The 13,746-nt window shown below is 61.1% G+C and carries 14 protein-coding genes, 2 tRNA genes and 3 rRNA genes; 7 read left to right on the top strand and 12 right to left on the bottom strand.

Going from position 1 to position 13,746, the window contains the following annotated elements; genetic code table 11:
• Position 1 precedes the first annotated feature (1 nt).
• From EMQ25_RS00005 to EMQ25_RS00025, 5 genes are all read left to right on the top strand, one after another.
• A tRNA-Ala gene (locus EMQ25_RS00005) sits at positions 2–77 on the top strand.
• Between the two features lie 419 nt (positions 78–496).
• A 23S ribosomal RNA gene (locus EMQ25_RS00010) occupies positions 497–3,228 on the top strand.
• A 372-nt stretch (positions 3,229–3,600) separates the two neighbouring features.
• Positions 3,601–3,716, top strand: a 5S ribosomal RNA gene (gene rrf / locus EMQ25_RS00015).
• Between the two features lie 119 nt (positions 3,717–3,835).
• Positions 3,836–3,951 (top strand): 5S ribosomal RNA (gene rrf, locus EMQ25_RS00020).
• Positions 3,952–4,149: 198 nt separating this feature from the next.
• On the top strand, positions 4,150–5,157 hold the full coding sequence (locus EMQ25_RS00025) for an alpha/beta hydrolase (RefSeq protein ID WP_244606415.1): 1,008 nt from the start codon (positions 4,150–4,152) through the stop codon (positions 5,155–5,157).
• Between the two features lie 2 nt (positions 5,158–5,159).
• Here the strand turns inward: EMQ25_RS00025 and EMQ25_RS00030 are convergent, their stop codons facing one another.
• From EMQ25_RS00030 to EMQ25_RS00045, 4 genes are all read right to left on the bottom strand, one after another.
• Positions 5,160–6,059 (bottom strand): DUF2059 domain-containing protein, encoded by a 900-nt coding sequence (locus EMQ25_RS00030; RefSeq protein ID WP_127186508.1) that lies wholly within the window; start codon positions 6,057–6,059, stop codon positions 5,160–5,162.
• A 73-nt stretch (positions 6,060–6,132) separates the two neighbouring features.
• Positions 6,133–6,546 (bottom strand): VOC family protein, encoded by a 414-nt coding sequence (locus tag EMQ25_RS00035; RefSeq protein ID WP_127186509.1) that lies wholly within the window; start codon positions 6,544–6,546, stop codon positions 6,133–6,135.
• A 4-nt stretch (positions 6,547–6,550) separates the two neighbouring features.
• Positions 6,551–7,036 carry a bacterioferritin gene (gene bfr, locus EMQ25_RS00040; RefSeq protein ID WP_127186510.1) on the bottom strand — a complete coding sequence of 162 codons (486 nt, stop codon included), beginning with the start codon at positions 7,034–7,036 and terminating at the stop codon, positions 6,551–6,553.
• Positions 7,002–7,313, bottom strand: a complete 312-nt coding sequence (locus EMQ25_RS00045) for a (2Fe-2S)-binding protein (protein WP_244606467.1) — start codon at positions 7,311–7,313, stop codon at positions 7,002–7,004. Before EMQ25_RS00045 ends, bfr begins: the two co-directional genes overlap by 35 nt.
• A gap of 199 nt (positions 7,314–7,512) precedes the next feature.
• Between EMQ25_RS00045 and EMQ25_RS00050 the strand changes: the two genes are divergently transcribed.
• Positions 7,513–8,343: an alpha/beta hydrolase gene (locus EMQ25_RS00050; protein ID WP_127186512.1), complete on the top strand. Its 831-nt coding sequence runs from the start codon at positions 7,513–7,515 to the stop codon at positions 8,341–8,343.
• Here the strand turns inward: EMQ25_RS00050 and EMQ25_RS00055 are convergent.
• The 3 genes from EMQ25_RS00055 to EMQ25_RS00065 form a co-directional block, all read right to left on the bottom strand.
• Positions 8,337–8,843, bottom strand: a complete 507-nt coding sequence (locus EMQ25_RS00055; protein ID WP_158625881.1) for a lysozyme inhibitor LprI family protein — start codon at positions 8,841–8,843, stop codon at positions 8,337–8,339. The two genes, EMQ25_RS00050 and EMQ25_RS00055, sit on opposite strands and share 7 nt — an antisense overlap.
• The gene (locus tag EMQ25_RS00060; RefSeq protein ID WP_127186514.1) at positions 8,840–9,526 is read right to left on the bottom strand and encodes a DUF599 domain-containing protein; all 687 of its coding nucleotides are present in this window, start codon (positions 9,524–9,526) and stop codon (positions 8,840–8,842) included. The genes EMQ25_RS00055 and EMQ25_RS00060 overlap by 4 nt, the downstream gene beginning before the upstream one ends.
• Positions 9,527–9,604: 78 nt before the next feature.
• Positions 9,605–10,645, bottom strand: coding sequence for an aldo/keto reductase (locus EMQ25_RS00065; protein WP_127186515.1), 1,041 nt, complete (start codon positions 10,643–10,645; stop codon positions 9,605–9,607).
• A 204-nt stretch (positions 10,646–10,849) separates the two neighbouring features.
• Here EMQ25_RS00065 and EMQ25_RS00070 point away from each other — a divergent pair.
• Positions 10,850–10,926: transfer RNA gene (locus tag EMQ25_RS00070), tRNA-Met, on the top strand.
• Positions 10,927–10,986: 60 nt separating this feature from the next.
• On the opposite strand, the gene EMQ25_RS00075 is transcribed toward EMQ25_RS00070, so the two are convergent.
• From EMQ25_RS00075 to EMQ25_RS00095, 5 genes are read right to left on the bottom strand one after another with little or no spacing between them, the layout of a single operon-like run.
• The gene (locus EMQ25_RS00075; RefSeq protein WP_127186516.1) at positions 10,987–11,445 is read right to left on the bottom strand and encodes a DUF1801 domain-containing protein; all 459 of its coding nucleotides are present in this window, start codon (positions 11,443–11,445) and stop codon (positions 10,987–10,989) included.
• 5 nt (positions 11,446–11,450) lie between these two features.
• The gene (locus tag EMQ25_RS00080; RefSeq protein WP_127186517.1) at positions 11,451–11,885 is read right to left on the bottom strand and encodes an SRPBCC family protein; all 435 of its coding nucleotides are present in this window, start codon (positions 11,883–11,885) and stop codon (positions 11,451–11,453) included.
• Positions 11,882–12,205 carry an ArsR/SmtB family transcription factor gene (locus EMQ25_RS00085; RefSeq protein WP_127186518.1) on the bottom strand — a complete coding sequence of 108 codons (324 nt, stop codon included), beginning with the start codon at positions 12,203–12,205 and terminating at the stop codon, positions 11,882–11,884. Before EMQ25_RS00085 ends, EMQ25_RS00080 begins: the two co-directional genes overlap by 4 nt.
• A gap of 52 nt (positions 12,206–12,257) precedes the next feature.
• Positions 12,258–12,830, bottom strand: coding sequence for a TetR/AcrR family transcriptional regulator (locus tag EMQ25_RS00090; protein ID WP_127186519.1), 573 nt, complete (start codon positions 12,828–12,830; stop codon positions 12,258–12,260).
• A gap of 2 nt (positions 12,831–12,832) precedes the next feature.
• Positions 12,833–13,645 (bottom strand): alpha/beta fold hydrolase, encoded by an 813-nt coding sequence (locus EMQ25_RS00095; RefSeq protein WP_158625882.1) that lies wholly within the window; start codon positions 13,643–13,645, stop codon positions 12,833–12,835.
• Positions 13,646–13,746 lie beyond the last annotated feature (101 nt).

The raw sequence follows: 13,746 nt of genomic DNA on the forward strand, positions 1-13,746 counted from the left end.
TGGGGCCATAGCTCAGCTGGGAGAGCGCCTGCTTTGCAAGCAGGATGTCGTCGGTTCGATCCCGTCTGGCTCCACCACTTCGATCCGTCCCGCAGGGCAAATCGCTCCAGTGGAGCGATTTGAGGTGAGAAGGCCATGAGAGCTATGCTCGAATGGCTGAACCCTCCAGGCACTCGATCTCATCTGCACCGAAATTAGTTTCGAGTGCGATGTTGGCGTGTGTTTCCGATGTGCGGTTTACCACCGGCAAGGCATAAAAAAGTCGTTTGTCATAAGAGCAAGTTTGGCGCGTTTGCCGGTTCCTTCTGGGAGTTGGCGGGCGTTAGCCGGATCTTTGGACAGTGTAAAGAGATGCTGTTCTGTTCCGTTTGACCCGGCACCCCCGGGGAGGCACAGAGCGAGCACGTGAATTCTGGTTAATTTGATCTGACCGATCAAGATGACCTGTACCATGAGCGTCGTGAGACGCTTGGGTGCGGGCATTGATAATGAGAACGATCAAGTGCCTTAAGAGCATTCAGTGGATGCCTAGGCGCATGCAGGCGATGAAGGACGTAATACGCTGCGATAAGCTTCGGGGAGTTGCGAATAAACTTTGATCCGAAGATTTCCGAATGGGGAAACCCGACCATTTAGGTCACCCGCAAGGGAGCTAACCCGGGGAACTGAAACATCTAAGTACCCGGAGGAAAGGACATCAAACGAGACTCCGTTAGTAGTGGCGAGCGAACGCGGACCAGGCCAGTGGCTTGGTGGTAAGAACGGGAAGAAGCTGGAAAGCTTTGCCATAGTGGGTGATAGCCCCGTACCGGTAGAAAGCCATCAAGTCCTCGAGTAAGGCGGGACACGTGAAATCCTGTCTGAACATGGGGGGACCACCCTCCAAGCCTAAGTACTCGCATGCGACCGATAGTGAACCAGTACCGTGAGGGAAAGGTGAAAAGCACCCCGACGAGGGGAGTGAAACAGTTCCTGAAACTGGATGCTTACAAACAGTAGGAGCCCAAGGTTCGTCCTGGGTGACTGCGTACCTCTTGTATAATGGGTCAGCGACTTAGTCTAACTAGCAAGCTTAAGCCGGTAGGTGTAGGCGCAGCGAAAGCGAGTCTGAATAGGGCGAATAAGTTAGTTGGATTAGACCCGAAACCGAGTGATCTAGCCATGAGCAGGTTGAAGGTACGGTAACACGTACTGGAGGACCGAACCCACGTCAGTTGAAAATGACGGGGATGACTTGTGGCTAGGGGTGAAAGGCCAATCAAACTCGGAAATAGCTGGTTCTCCGCGAAAGATATTTAGGTATCGCCTCGGACGAATACCTTGGGGGGTAGAGCACTGGATGGGCTAGGGGGTCTCACCGACTTACCAAACCTAACCAAACTCCGAATACCCAAGAGTACTATCCGGGAGACAGACGGCGGGTGCTAAGGTCCGTCGTCAAAAGGGAAACAGCCCTGACCGACAGCTAAGGTCCCCAAGTCATGGCTAAGTGGGAAAGCATGTGGGAATGCTTAGACAACCAGGAGGTTGGCTTAGAAGCAGCCATCCTTTAAAGATAGCGTAACAGCTCACTGGTCAAGCGTTCCTGCGGCGAAGATGTAACGGGGCTAAAGCCATGCACCGAAGCTTCGGGTTTGCACGTTTACGTGCAAGCGGTAGCGGAGCGTTCTGTAAGTCTGCGAAGGGAGACCCGTGAGGGCTCCTGGAGATATCAGAAGTGCGAATGCTGACATGAGTAGCGACAAAAAGTGTGAGAGACACTTTCGCCGTAAGTCCAAGGGTTCCTGCGCAATGCTAATCAGCGCAGGGTTAGTCGGCCCCTAAGTCGAGGCAGAAATGCGTAGACGATGGGAATCACGTTAATATTCGTGAACCTGGTGGTAGTGACGGATCGCGCAGATCTGTACGTCCTTATTGGATTGGATGTGCAGTGAGCCGGTTCCAGGAAAGAGCTCCACCGACATAGACCGTACCCTAAACCGACACAGGTGGACAGGTAGAGCATACCAAGGCGCTTGAGAGAACGATGCTGAAGGAACTCGGCAAATTGCACGCGTAACTTCGGGATAAGCGTGACCTCCATGCGGGCAACCGTCTGGGGGTGGCACAAAAGAGGGGGTGGCGACTGTTTACTAAAAACACAGGGCTCTGCGAAGTTGCAAAACGACGTATAGGGTCTGACGCCTGCCCGGTGCCGGAAGGTTAAAAGGAGATGTGCAAGCATTGAATTGAAGCCCCGGTAAACGGCGGCCGTAACTATAACGGTCCTAAGGTAGCGAAATTCCTTGTCGGGTAAGTTCCGACCTGCACGAATGGCGTAACGACTTCCCCACTGTCTCCAGCATCGACTCAGCGAAATTGAACTCCCCGTGAAGATGCGGGGTTCCTGCGGTCAGACGGAAAGACCCCATGCACCTTTACTATAGCTTTACGCTGGCAGCCGTGTCGGCATGTGCAGGATAGGTGGTAGGCTTTGAAGCCAGGGCGCCAGCCTTGGTGGAGCCGCAAGATGAGATACCACCCTTATCGTCATGACTGTCTAACCGCGATATTACAGTATCCGGGACAGCGTATGGTGGGTAGTTTGACTGGGGCGGTCGCCTCCCAAAGAGTAACGGAGGCGCGCGATGGTGGGCTCAGACCGGTCGGAAATCGGTCGCTGAGTGCAATGGCATAAGCCTGCCTGACTGCGAGACTGACAAGTCGAGCAGAGACGAAAGTCGGTCATAGTGATCCGGTGGTCCCGCGTGGAAGGGCCATCGCTCAACGAATAAAAGGTACGCTGGGGATAACAGGCTGATACTGCCCAAGAGTCCATATCGACGGCAGTGTTTGGCACCTCGATGTCGGCTCATCACATCCTGGGGCTGGAGCAGGTCCCAAGGGTATGGCTGTTCGCCATTTAAAGTGGTACGTGAGCTGGGTTTAGAACGTCGTGAGACAGTTCGGTCCCTATCTGCCGTGGGTGTTGGAATATTGAGAGGAGCTGACCCTAGTACGAGAGGACCGGGTTGGACGGATCTCTGGTGGACCTGTTGTGGCGCCAGCCGCATTGCAGGGTAGCTAAATCCGGACGGGATAAGCGCTGAAAGCATCTAAGCGCGAAGCCTCCCTCAAAACGAGTATTCCCTTGAGAGCCGTGGAAGACCACCACGTTGATAGGCCGGATGTGGAAGCGCAGCAATGCGTGAAGCTGACCGGTACTAATAGCTCGATCGGCTTGATCGTTCTCATTAATCAATGCCCGCACANCGGATCTCTGGTGGACCTGTTGTGGCGCCAGCCGCATTGCAGGGTAGCTAAATCCGGACGGGATAAGCGCTGAAAGCATCTAAGCGCGAAGCCTCCCTCAAAACGAGTATTCCCTTGAGAGCCGTGGAAGACCACCACGTTGATAGGCCGGATGTGGAAGCGCAGCAATGCGTGAAGCTGACCGGTACTAATAGCTCGATCGGCTTGATCGTTCTCATTAATCAATGCCCGCACATTGGCGCGGCATGAGACGATCGGCAGACCAAAACATTCCTCCGACGCGGACAGCATGGGCCGCGTCTGGAAAACACAACCAGAGTTCACGTCCAAATCGATGTTTTTTGCCGATCTGGTGGTTACTGCGAAGTGCCCAGAACCCGATCCCATCCCGAACTCGACCGTTAAACACTTCAGCGCCGATGGTACTAAGTCTCAAGGCTTGGGAGAGTAGGTCGCCGCCAGGTCTGCAAAAAACATCGACAATCTCAATACCAAACCAAAACACAAAACGNGACGCGGACAGCATGGGCCGCGTCTGGAAAACACAACCAGAGTTCACGTCCAAATCGATGTTTTTTGCCGATCTGGTGGTTACTGCGAAGTGCCCAGAACCCGATCCCATCCCGAACTCGACCGTTAAACACTTCAGCGCCGATGGTACTAAGTCTCAAGGCTTGGGAGAGTAGGTCGCCGCCAGGTCTGCAAAAAACATCGACAATCTCAATACCAAACCAAAACACAAAACGCCGCCCCAAAAAGGGCGGCGTTTTGCGTTCGGGGAGCATGAGACGATGACGTCTCGGTGAGGGGGTTGCGTAAGCAGGTCCCGGACACAAAATGTCCCGCTTTCTAACCCAGACGGGCGTCTCTTCATCCAGTCCAGCGCGGTATTTTGCGATGACACTCCTGCGATCCCTCCTTTTCTCCCTCGGTCTCGCCTTCACCATGATCGCGCCTTTGCCGGCCGTCGCCCAAGTCAACATCATGGCGCCATTCAATGTCGGCGGGGCCATGGATGGTGGGGTGGTCAAGATCGGGGACGGCATCGCCTATGCCGATGGGCCGCGCAAGCGGCTCGATGTCTATACGCCCCAGAACCCCAGCGGCTCGGCGCCTGTGGTCATGTTCATCTATGGGGGCGCCTGGCGGTCGGGCGCGCGCGAGGACTATACGTTCGTTGGCCATGCTCTCGCCGCCGCGGGCTTCGTCGTCGTCATCCCCGACTACCGGGTTTACCCCGAGGTGACCTATCCAGGCTTCCTCGAGGACAATGCCCAGGCGCTTCGGTGGGTGGAGGACAATGTGGCGCGGTTCGGTGGCGATCCGCAGCGGGTCTTCCTCGCGGGCCATTCGGCAGGGGCATACAATGCGGTGATGCTGTCGCTCGATCATTCCTTCCAGCGCGAATATGGCGTGACCATCCCGATCCGCGCTGTCGCCGGCATCTCCGGACCCTACAATTTCTATCCTTTCGAATACAATGAAGTGCGCCAGACCTTCGGATCGGCGCCGAATCCGGAGGGGACGCAGCCGGTCAATCTCGTCACCAGTGCCGCACCGCCCATGCTGCTCGTCACGGGCACGCACGACCCGATCGTCCGGATGCAAAACACCGAAGTGATGGCCGAGCGGCTCCGTGCCCAGGGCATCTGGGTGACCGAGCGCTATTATGAAGGGTTCGGGCACATGGAGCCGGTGATGGCCATGGGGCAGCTCCTGCGCTTCCGTATGCCGGTGCTGCAGGATGTCGTCGAGTTCTTCACCCGGTTCGGCGCCTTTCCGAGCGGAGCACCGCGCCCGAACTTCACGCCCGAGCCTCCCGAGGGCGTGACGACTGCAGAGGCCGATCCGCTCGTGGACGTCATCGAGAGGCTCGACGACGTCCTTGCCCCGCTCGCCGACTGAGGTCAGACGGCGACGGTATTGAGGCGGAGGGCGAGGCTCGTGCCGAAAGCCTCCATCGCCTCATGCACGATCTCGCCGACCGAAAAGGCGGTCAGCGCATAAAAGCGCTGCGCGGCGGGCGTCTCGAGGAAGGCGATGTATTGCTCGAGTTCCGCATCTGTCAGCTCGCGATAAGTGTAGGCGAGGACGAAGCGCAGGCTCGCGTCGAGTTCGCCTGCCATCGCCTGCATGGTTGCCTCGACCTCTTCGTCGATCTCCTCCCAGGGCACGGCGATGTCGCCCCCATTGGAAAAATGCAGCCCGAGCATCATGGCGCGAATGGATCCGGCGAGCATGGCGTTCGAGATTTCGGCGCTCGTCAGCGTCAGCATGCGCTCGAAATGCTCCTGGCGTTGCGATCCCGCATCGGCGTAAAGCGCTTCGCCCTCGAGCATCAGGCGCTCCTGCGCCTCCGGGGGCTGATCCTGGGTCGCAAGCTCCAGCCCGTTGACGCGCTGGCCGAATGGGCTCGAGAGGAATTGGACGAGCTGGTCCAGTTCGTCCTGGGACAGATATTCAGTAAGGCGCCCCTCGAGTCGGGCGACGAGGGCCTCGTCCTCGAATGCTTCCCGCGCGCTCTGCTGCCAGGCAGCCACAAACGCCTCGTCCGCGAGGATGGCGTCCAGAGCCGGTGATTCGGCGACGGCCGTCCCGAACTGCTCGAAGATCCGGTCGAGCCCGGTCGTCGCCATGAGATCGGCGACGCGGTTCGTCGCCTCTTCGCTCAGGGCCGGCCGATCCGTCAGCGCCGGGGCGGACTGACCAAGAGCCGGGCTCGTGACGGGGAGAAGGAAGACGGCGCCGGCGAGGATCGCCCGGCACGCAATGGAAAGGACGGGCGCGGCTTTGGCAGGCCTTGGCATGAAGATCCAGCTTTCGATTTGGGAATCGCTAAACGCTGGACTGGAATGGCGACCGGATCAAGGCGAAGCGGGATCAGTCCGCAATCTCTATCTCAACCGAAGCTGCCGACCTGCGGCTTGGACCGTGATGGACCGCTTCGATATTGTTGCCGTCCGGATCGAGCACGAAGGCTGCGTAATAGCCCGGATGGTAGGGACGCTCGCCCGGTGCGCCATTGTCGCGCCCTCCGGCAGCGACTGTGGCAGCATGAAAGGCATCGACCACCGAGCGGTCCCGCGCCTGAAAGGCGAGGTGGATGTGGGTGGGGGCGGCGCCGGGTTCGGCGCCGCTAACAAAAAGCTCGTCGGCAGCGAACCAGCCCTGCCCCTCCTGCACGACGCGAAGACCCAAGACGCCGAGCGCCGCATCGTAGAACCTGCGGCTCGCAGCCATGTCGGCTGCGCGCAGATGGACATGATCGATGAGGCGTCCGGTGTGCCAGGTCATGGCGCTACTCGGCCTCGTCCGCGGGTGCGGAGTTGAGCTGGCCGTATTTTTCGACGCCGATGCGCTCGAGCAGGTCGAGCTGGGTTTCGAGGAAGTCGATGTGACCTTCCTCATCGGCAAGCAGCTCTTCGAAGAGGTTCTTGGTCACGTAGTCGCCAAGGCTCTCGCAGAGCTCGCGCGACGCCTTGTAGGCCTTGCGGGCATCATGCTCGCCGGCAAGATCGGCCTCGAGCACTTCCTTGATCGACTGCCCGATGCGCAGGGGCGCGACGCGCTGCAGGTTGGGGTGACCTTCAAGGAAGATGATGCGCTCGATCAGCTTGTCGGCGTGATGCATCTCTTCGATCGATTCGGCGCGCTCCTTGGCAGCGAGCTTGCGATAGCCCCAATCGTCGAGCAGGCGGTAATGCACCCAATACTGGTTCACGGCGCCGAGCTCGAGGAACAAGGCCTCATTAAGCCGCTCGATTACCTGTGCTTCGCCTTTCATTCACATCTCCTAAGCGTTTGTCTTGTCGCGCTGCAGGTCGAGCATCGGTCGTTGCCGGCTCAATCAGCCCCTGAGCGATCTGGAGATGATATTCTTCCGTAACTGAGGTGATGATGTCCACCACATTCGGAAAGCACCCGCAGCAGCGTCCGCGCTTGCCCAGTTCGCGATAGATTTTGGCAGGGACGATCACCGCCCAGGGATCAGCCTTGAGGAAGGCGCGGATCACCTGACGTATCTCGCGTTCGGCAATGACGTTGCAATGGCAGACCAGCATGGCGTCCGGCATCTGGTTGGGCGCCCATCGGCGGGCGCTGACGATGCCCGGCATAAAGCGCAGGGATAAGATGATTGTCAATGTCAGATTAGATCATGCGCTTCACCACCCAGTGAGCACAGGTGTGCGCAACTGCCGCAGCGCCGGGCTGAACCTTTCGCCTCCGCCGGGCGTCTAGTTCCCTTGGCAAAGGTGGTCCATGGCTTTCTCATCACTTGCACTGTTCGATCGGCTGAGCCCGAAAGACGCAGGATCGGCGCTCGTTGGGCGGGACATCGCGTTTGGCGAGGGGCCGCGCCGGCGGCTCGATGTGTATGCGCCCGATCGGATGACGGGCGAAGTGCCTGTCGTGCTCTTTATTTATGGCGGGTCCTGGAGAGATGGTGACAGGCGCCATTATCGTTTCGCGGGACGGGCGCTCGCCGCGCAGGGACGGATCTGCGTCATCGCCGATTATCGCGTGCTGCCCGAGATCAGCTATCCCGGCTTCATCGAAGACGGGGCGGCCGCGATAGACTGGATCAACGCCAATGTCGGGAATTTCGGCGGCGATGCCCGTAGGCTCGCGCTCGTCGGCCATTCGGCAGGCGCCTACAATGCGGCGATGCTGGCACTCTCGCCGCTCTTTCTGGACGCCAGTGCACGCGGCGCTCTGCGTGGCGTGGTCGGCCTGTCGGGACCTTATGACTTCTATCCGTTCGATGTGGAAACGACGCGCCAGACCTTCTCCGCGGCTCCCGAACCTCTCGCTACGCAGCCGGTAAACCTCGTGAGGCCCGGCGCGCCGCCGATGTTTCTTGCGACCGGCACGCGTGACCGGCTCGTCTACCCACGCAATACGATCGCACTGGCCAAGGCGCTGCGGGCCGCCGACGTGCCGGTACAGGAGCGCCATTATGCCGGGCTCGGCCATCCCGATACGCTTCTGGCGCTGGGGAAAATTCTTCGCTTTCGCGCGCCGCTCCTCGCGGAGATCGATGCGTTCCTCGGTCGCTATCTCGATCCGCGTGAGCCTGGGTCGGCTCAGTAGCCGGTATCGAGATAGGTGCCGAGCGTGAGGGCACGGCGCGCCGTGTGTTGGAGCTGGCAGGAGGTGGCGACTACGGTGCGGATCGTGCCTTCGGCCCAGAACTCATAGGCAAATCCGCAATCGGCGTCGCGGAAGGCAATCCATGCCCGCTCCGCCTCGCGCAGCGTTTCGGCGAGGTCAGGCTCGAGCGTCTCTTCAAGCGACTGGTAATGGGCGTTCAGCAGCTCATCCCACCATGCGGTCTCGCGTGCATTGCAGGTGGCGATCGCCACGGTGGAACTCCCCCCGGGAGCCTCCTGACAGGCCGCGCTGGCTATACCGATGCAGCGGTCGGGGGTGACGTCCGGTTCGTCCGAAGCCAGATCGCGGGCGGCCTCGATGCACGATTGCAGAGCCATGGCGTCCTCCTCGGTATAGTCACTTTCCTGGCCGACGGCCGGCGAGGCAAGAAGGACTGCGAGGACGCAAAGAGAGGGCAGGGCGAAGCGATGGGCAGTCATGACGGTGTCTCCTGGTCGCGACGGCTGGCGATGACGGCGGCGGATGCGGCGATACGGTGCCCGCTCGAAAAGAACTCCCGATGGACGAGGAAGCCCACCGTGACGAGGCTGACGATGACGGCGAGCCATTCGGACGCGAACCAGGCGACGGTCGCAACCGAGAAATAATAGCCGCGAATGCCATTGTTGAAATTCTGGGCGCCGAGCGTGTTCAGCATCGCAATGGCGTCTATCTCTTCCTTGGTGATCCGGCCCGAATGATCCATCGCGCCGACCATGATGCAGAAGTGATTGAACTGGCGCAGCGCGAGAGTGAAGGCGAAGAACGAGAGGACGAACATGGCGAGCATGACCGCCAGGTGGATCTGCACTTCCTGCACGCTGTAATTGCGCTGCGCGATCGTGGAGAGCGACTCCATCACCGCCGGCAATTGGCCGAAGACGGTGAAGACGGCCAGGATCAGCAGGACCGCGGTGGAGGCAAGAAAGCTCACCGAGCCCATCAGATTGGCAGAGAGGATGGCATCGAGCGGGCTCTCTCGCCCCGCGGCATTGGCCACCCAGCGGCGCCGCTGCATGCTCATGATCACCGAAAGCGAGGGGCGGCGTTTCTCGATGAGCGGGACGACGAGATTGTACCCGAACCAGCAGAGCAGCGGAAACAGCGTCGTCAGCAGGTTCATCGGTCTGAGGCTCCGGTCATCGCCGGCTCATTCTATAGCGCGCCGCCGCCAAAAGGCGACGGTGCATCGCGCTAGGGATCAGAGCGGGCGGGGATAGCGGCGGTGAACGTCCTCGATGGCTGCGAGCACGTCTTCGGAAAGGGTGACCGAGGCCGCGTCGATATTGGTCTTGAGCTGCTCCATGGTCGTCGCGCCAATGATCACCGAGGTTATGAAGGGGCGGGAGAGACAGAAGCCGAGGGCCATCTGCGCGGGGTCGAGCCCGGCGGCCCGGGCGATTGCGAGGTATTCGCGCACGGCCGGCTCGGAATAGCGATTGGCCCGCCAGATGCCTCCGGCGATCGCGCCGCGGCTGCCGGCGGGCATGTTGCCGTCGAGGTATTTTCCCGTGAGGACGCCGGCGGCGAGGGGGGAGTAGGCGAGCAGACCCACATCCTCGAAATGAGCGATCTCGGCCAGATCGTGGTCGAATTCGCGGCGCAGGAGGCTGTATTCGTTCTGGACCGAGGCGAGGCGCGGCAGGCCGCGTGTTTCGGCCAGCTTCAGCATGTGGCTGATGCCCCAGGCGGTTTCGTTGGAGACGCCGAGATGGCCGATCTTGCCTTCGGCGACCATTTCGCCCATCGCTTCGACCACTTCGGTCAGATTGTCGAGGGCATCGGCGCGGTCGATCGTGTGGGGCGCGTAGGTCCAACCGCCTTCGAAGTGATAATGGCCGCGGGCCGCCCAGTGGATCTGATAAAGGTCGATATGATCGGTGCGCAGGCGCCTGAGGCTGTCCTCCACGGCCTGGCGTACCGACGCGCGGTCCGGACGCCGGCCATCACGGATCCACGGATTATTGTGTCCTCCAGCGATCTTGCTGGCGAGGATCACGTCCTTTCGCCGACCGCTTCTGGCGAACCAGTTGCCGATGATCGTTTCGGTCTTGCCATAGGTCGAGCCATTGGCGGGGATCGCGTAGAGTTCGGCGGTATCGAAGAAGTTCACGCCCCGATCGAGGGCATACTCGATCTGCGCGAAGGCTTCGGCTTCGTCGTTCTGGACGCCCCAGGTCATGGTGCCGAGGCAGATTTCTGATACGGCGAGGCCGGTCCGGCCGAGCGCGTTGGTCTTCATATTGATTTTGCCCCCAAAGGCGTTCACCTAGCGCGGCGCACCCTAAGGGGCGAGGCTGGCGAGGGCAAGCCGCTGGCCCTTTGGCCAACCCTGTCAAAAAACTGTCGCAGATTATCCTTTTCGCCTTGATGCCATCGGCCATACCCCCTATATAGCCGGTGCGCCACGGAGCTAAGTGCTTCGAAACCGGTGCAGACGTCTTGGCGCGGGGTGGAGCAGCCCGGTAGCTCGTCAGGCTCATAACCTGAAGGTCACAGGTTCAAATCCTGTCCCCGCAACCAATCCAAAAGCCCGCTCGGCATTCGCCGGCGGGCTTTTTGGTTTTCGTCCGTCGACCCCGGTCAGAAGCGTTCCCCGGGCAGACGCATGGCCTGGCGTATCCAGGATGCGAAGAGCTCCGCGTCGAACCCGTTTTCCCGGACATCGTAGTAGCGGACGCGTGCCTGTTTCGAGGTGCCAGGGGGGATCGGGTCGAGATCGATCCCGTCGGGGAAGGCAATTTTCACATAGGCCGTCATGCAGTGGAAGCTGACGAACCACCGGCCCGGCTCGCTTCCATAGAATGGCGAATTCCATCTGACGCAGCGAATGGCATCGGGCGCCTCCCGGGAGATGATGGCGTCCATCGTCTCTCCAATGCCGCGCTGCCAGCCCGGCATGGCTGCGATGTAGCGCTGGACGACCGCGTCGCCATCGCCCTTGGCGATCTGCGGATTGCCCCCCGAAAGCCGGACGATCCCGTCCGGGCCCGGAACGAGCGGCGTGCGCTCTGGGGTCGATCGAGGGGCTTTGCCAGCCATCGCCGTCAGCCGTCCAGACCGGCAAGGATGTCGGCGAGTTTTCCGAGCATGCCCTTCCAGCCGGCATGCGCTCCGCCATAGGCCTGCTTCTGATCGGGGGCGAAGCCGGTCTGCTCCACGCGAAGATGCGTGCCCGACGCGATCGGCGTCAGGGTGAAGCTGACCACGCTATCGAGCCGGTATGCCGGGTCGTCGCTGGGAAAAACCCAGGAATAGACGAGGCGCTCTGGCGGTTCGATTTCCAGAACCTCGCAATCGAGTATGCCGCCCCAGTCGCCCCTGAGCGTGAAGCGATGGCCCTGAACCGGCGCGAAGTCGGTCTTCATCAGCCATTCGGCCATCAGATGGGGCTCGGTCAGCGCCCGCCATACCCGGTTGGGGGGAAAAGGCAGTTCGCGCTCCACAACGACCGTGCGCGTTTGGGTGCCCTCGGCGGTCATCGATCCATCCTTTTCATCAGGTCTTCGAGCGCATCGATCCGGCGTTCCCAGAAAGAGGTCATTTCGTCCGTCCAGTCCCTGAGCGGTCCGAGCGCCTCCGGATTGGCGCGGTAATGGGTATGGCGGCCTTCGTGTCGGTCGAGGACCAGCCCCGCGCGCCGCAGGGCGCCCAGATGCTTGGAAACCGCCGGTTGCGATACGCTTGCGCCTTCGGTGAGCCGCGTCACCGTCAATTCACCTTCACGACACAGCTGCTCGAAAAGCGCGCGTCGTGTCGGGTCCGCGAGGGTACGGAAGAGAGCATCGGGACCAGTGGTCATTCGGGGCTACTCATAACTAAACTCGAATATGATAGCTCCAGAAGAATGGAAGTCAAGTCCGACCCGCGCTGGCGGTAAGCCCCTGGGAGAAGATCTCCAGGACCGTTGAGAACGAGCGGTCGAGATCGAGCGGCAGGCCGAAGCCGCCGCCGAACTCGAGCGCGACAAACCCATGGATGATGGCGCGCAACCCGCGTGTGGCGTGGAGCGCCTCCTCTCCTTCGAGACCGAAGGCGCGAAGGGCGTCGGTGACGGTTTCGACCGCCGCCTCTGCAGCTGCGATCATCTCACGATCATCCGGTTCCGGGGCGCGAAGCGACGCCGCGTAGAGCCCGGGACGCTGGCGGGCGAAGTCCCGATAGGCATGGCCGAGCGCCAGCAAGGCGTCCGGCCCGGCCCGACCCACGGCGGCCTTGGTCATCCGGGCCGTTATCTCGCGCATGCCCGCAAGGGCGAGAGCCTGGTGCAAATCGGCCAGTCCGCCCAGATGGTTGTAGAGGGATGGCGACTTCACGCCGAGCGCAGCAGCCAGATTGGCGAGGGACAGCGCATCGAGCCCCTCGGCATCGGCCAAGCGCGCGGCCGCGATAATGACTGCCTCGCGTGTCAGTCCCTGTCGCGCCATGTTCAGCGCACCCTTTTGAAAAATGCGACGAGATCGGCGGCGACGGGTCCGGGGCTCTCGACGTGCGGGTAGTGGCCGGCGCCCTCCACCATCATGATCGATCCGCCAAGCCTTTGCGCAACGAATGCCGCCTCGGCCGCAGGGTCGGCGAAATCCGGGTCGGCCGTGCCCATGACGACCCGCACCGGTGCCTTGACCAAAGCAAGTCGCGCTTCGATCTCTGCCTTGCTGGCAAAGATCATGCCGCGCAGGGCGTCAAGCCGGCCGGGCTCGGAGAGATTGGCCACCAGACGGGCCCGATGCTCATCGAAGTCGGCAGGCAGGATCCGGTGGAAGGAGCGGAAGGCGGCCCCCCAGAGTTTCGGGGCCAACGGGTTCGACAAGACGAGGCGCAGCATGGCGCCCTGCAGGAGACGTTTGTGGAGCGGCTGCGGCACATCGCGGACGAAGGGGCCGACAAGCGCAAGCCCCGCAACGGCCTCGCGCCGTTCCGCGGCTGCCCATACCGCCGCCGCAGCGCCCATCGAGGTCCCCACGATCAGCGCCGGTCCTTCGTTCAAATGCTCGATCAGGGCGATGACATCCGAACCGACCGCCGAGGCGCGATAATCGCTCCAGCCCATATCGGACTGTCCATGTCCGCGCAGATCGAGGCTGATCACCCGGAACCCAGCCTCAACGAGCTGGGGCGCGAGGAACCTGTATTCGGAGCGGAGATCGCCGAGCCCGGGCACGAGCACGACGAGGGGGCCCGTCCCCTGATCGTCATAGGCGAGCCTTCCCTCGGGGCGCTCAAGATATTGCGGTGGGTGCAACGACGGATGCTGCGATGCAGGTTTCGGGACGGGGACAGGTTGACGAGCCATCGGTAGACGCTCCAGATATTGTGGTTAGCTAAAAAGCTAATAGCATTAGT

It is taken from the genome of Arsenicitalea aurantiaca, from assembly GCF_003994485.1.
Taxonomy (GTDB): Bacteria; Pseudomonadota; Alphaproteobacteria; order Rhizobiales; family Devosiaceae; genus Arsenicitalea; species Arsenicitalea aurantiaca.

What these genes read in the sequence shown, in the direction of transcription:
- EMQ25_RS00025 (WP_244606415.1), top strand. Translation starts at nt 4,150, where the DNA reads ATGACACTCCTGCGATCCCTCCTTTTCTCCCTCGGTCTCGCCTTCACC.
- EMQ25_RS00030 (WP_127186508.1), bottom strand. Translation starts at nt 6,059, where the DNA reads ATGCCAAGGCCTGCCAAAGCCGCGCCCGTCCTTTCCATTGCGTGCCGG.
- EMQ25_RS00035 (WP_127186509.1), bottom strand. Translation starts at nt 6,546, where the DNA reads ATGACCTGGCACACCGGACGCCTCATCGATCATGTCCATCTGCGCGCA.
- bfr (WP_127186510.1), bottom strand. Translation starts at nt 7,036, where the DNA reads ATGAAAGGCGAAGCACAGGTAATCGAGCGGCTTAATGAGGCCTTGTTC.
- EMQ25_RS00045 (WP_244606467.1), bottom strand. Translation starts at nt 7,313, where the DNA reads ATGCTGGTCTGCCATTGCAACGTCATTGCCGAACGCGAGATACGTCAG.
- EMQ25_RS00050 (WP_127186512.1), top strand. Translation starts at nt 7,513, where the DNA reads ATGGCTTTCTCATCACTTGCACTGTTCGATCGGCTGAGCCCGAAAGAC.
- EMQ25_RS00055 (WP_158625881.1), bottom strand. Translation starts at nt 8,843, where the DNA reads ATGACTGCCCATCGCTTCGCCCTGCCCTCTCTTTGCGTCCTCGCAGTC.
- EMQ25_RS00060 (WP_127186514.1), bottom strand. Translation starts at nt 9,526, where the DNA reads ATGAACCTGCTGACGACGCTGTTTCCGCTGCTCTGCTGGTTCGGGTAC.
- EMQ25_RS00065 (WP_127186515.1), bottom strand. Translation starts at nt 10,645, where the DNA reads ATGAAGACCAACGCGCTCGGCCGGACCGGCCTCGCCGTATCAGAAATC.
- EMQ25_RS00075 (WP_127186516.1), bottom strand. Translation starts at nt 11,445, where the DNA reads ATGGCTGGCAAAGCCCCTCGATCGACCCCAGAGCGCACGCCGCTCGTT.
- EMQ25_RS00080 (WP_127186517.1), bottom strand. Translation starts at nt 11,885, where the DNA reads ATGACCGCCGAGGGCACCCAAACGCGCACGGTCGTTGTGGAGCGCGAA.
- EMQ25_RS00085 (WP_127186518.1), bottom strand. Translation starts at nt 12,205, where the DNA reads ATGACCACTGGTCCCGATGCTCTCTTCCGTACCCTCGCGGACCCGACA.
- EMQ25_RS00090 (WP_127186519.1), bottom strand. Translation starts at nt 12,830, where the DNA reads ATGGCGCGACAGGGACTGACACGCGAGGCAGTCATTATCGCGGCCGCG.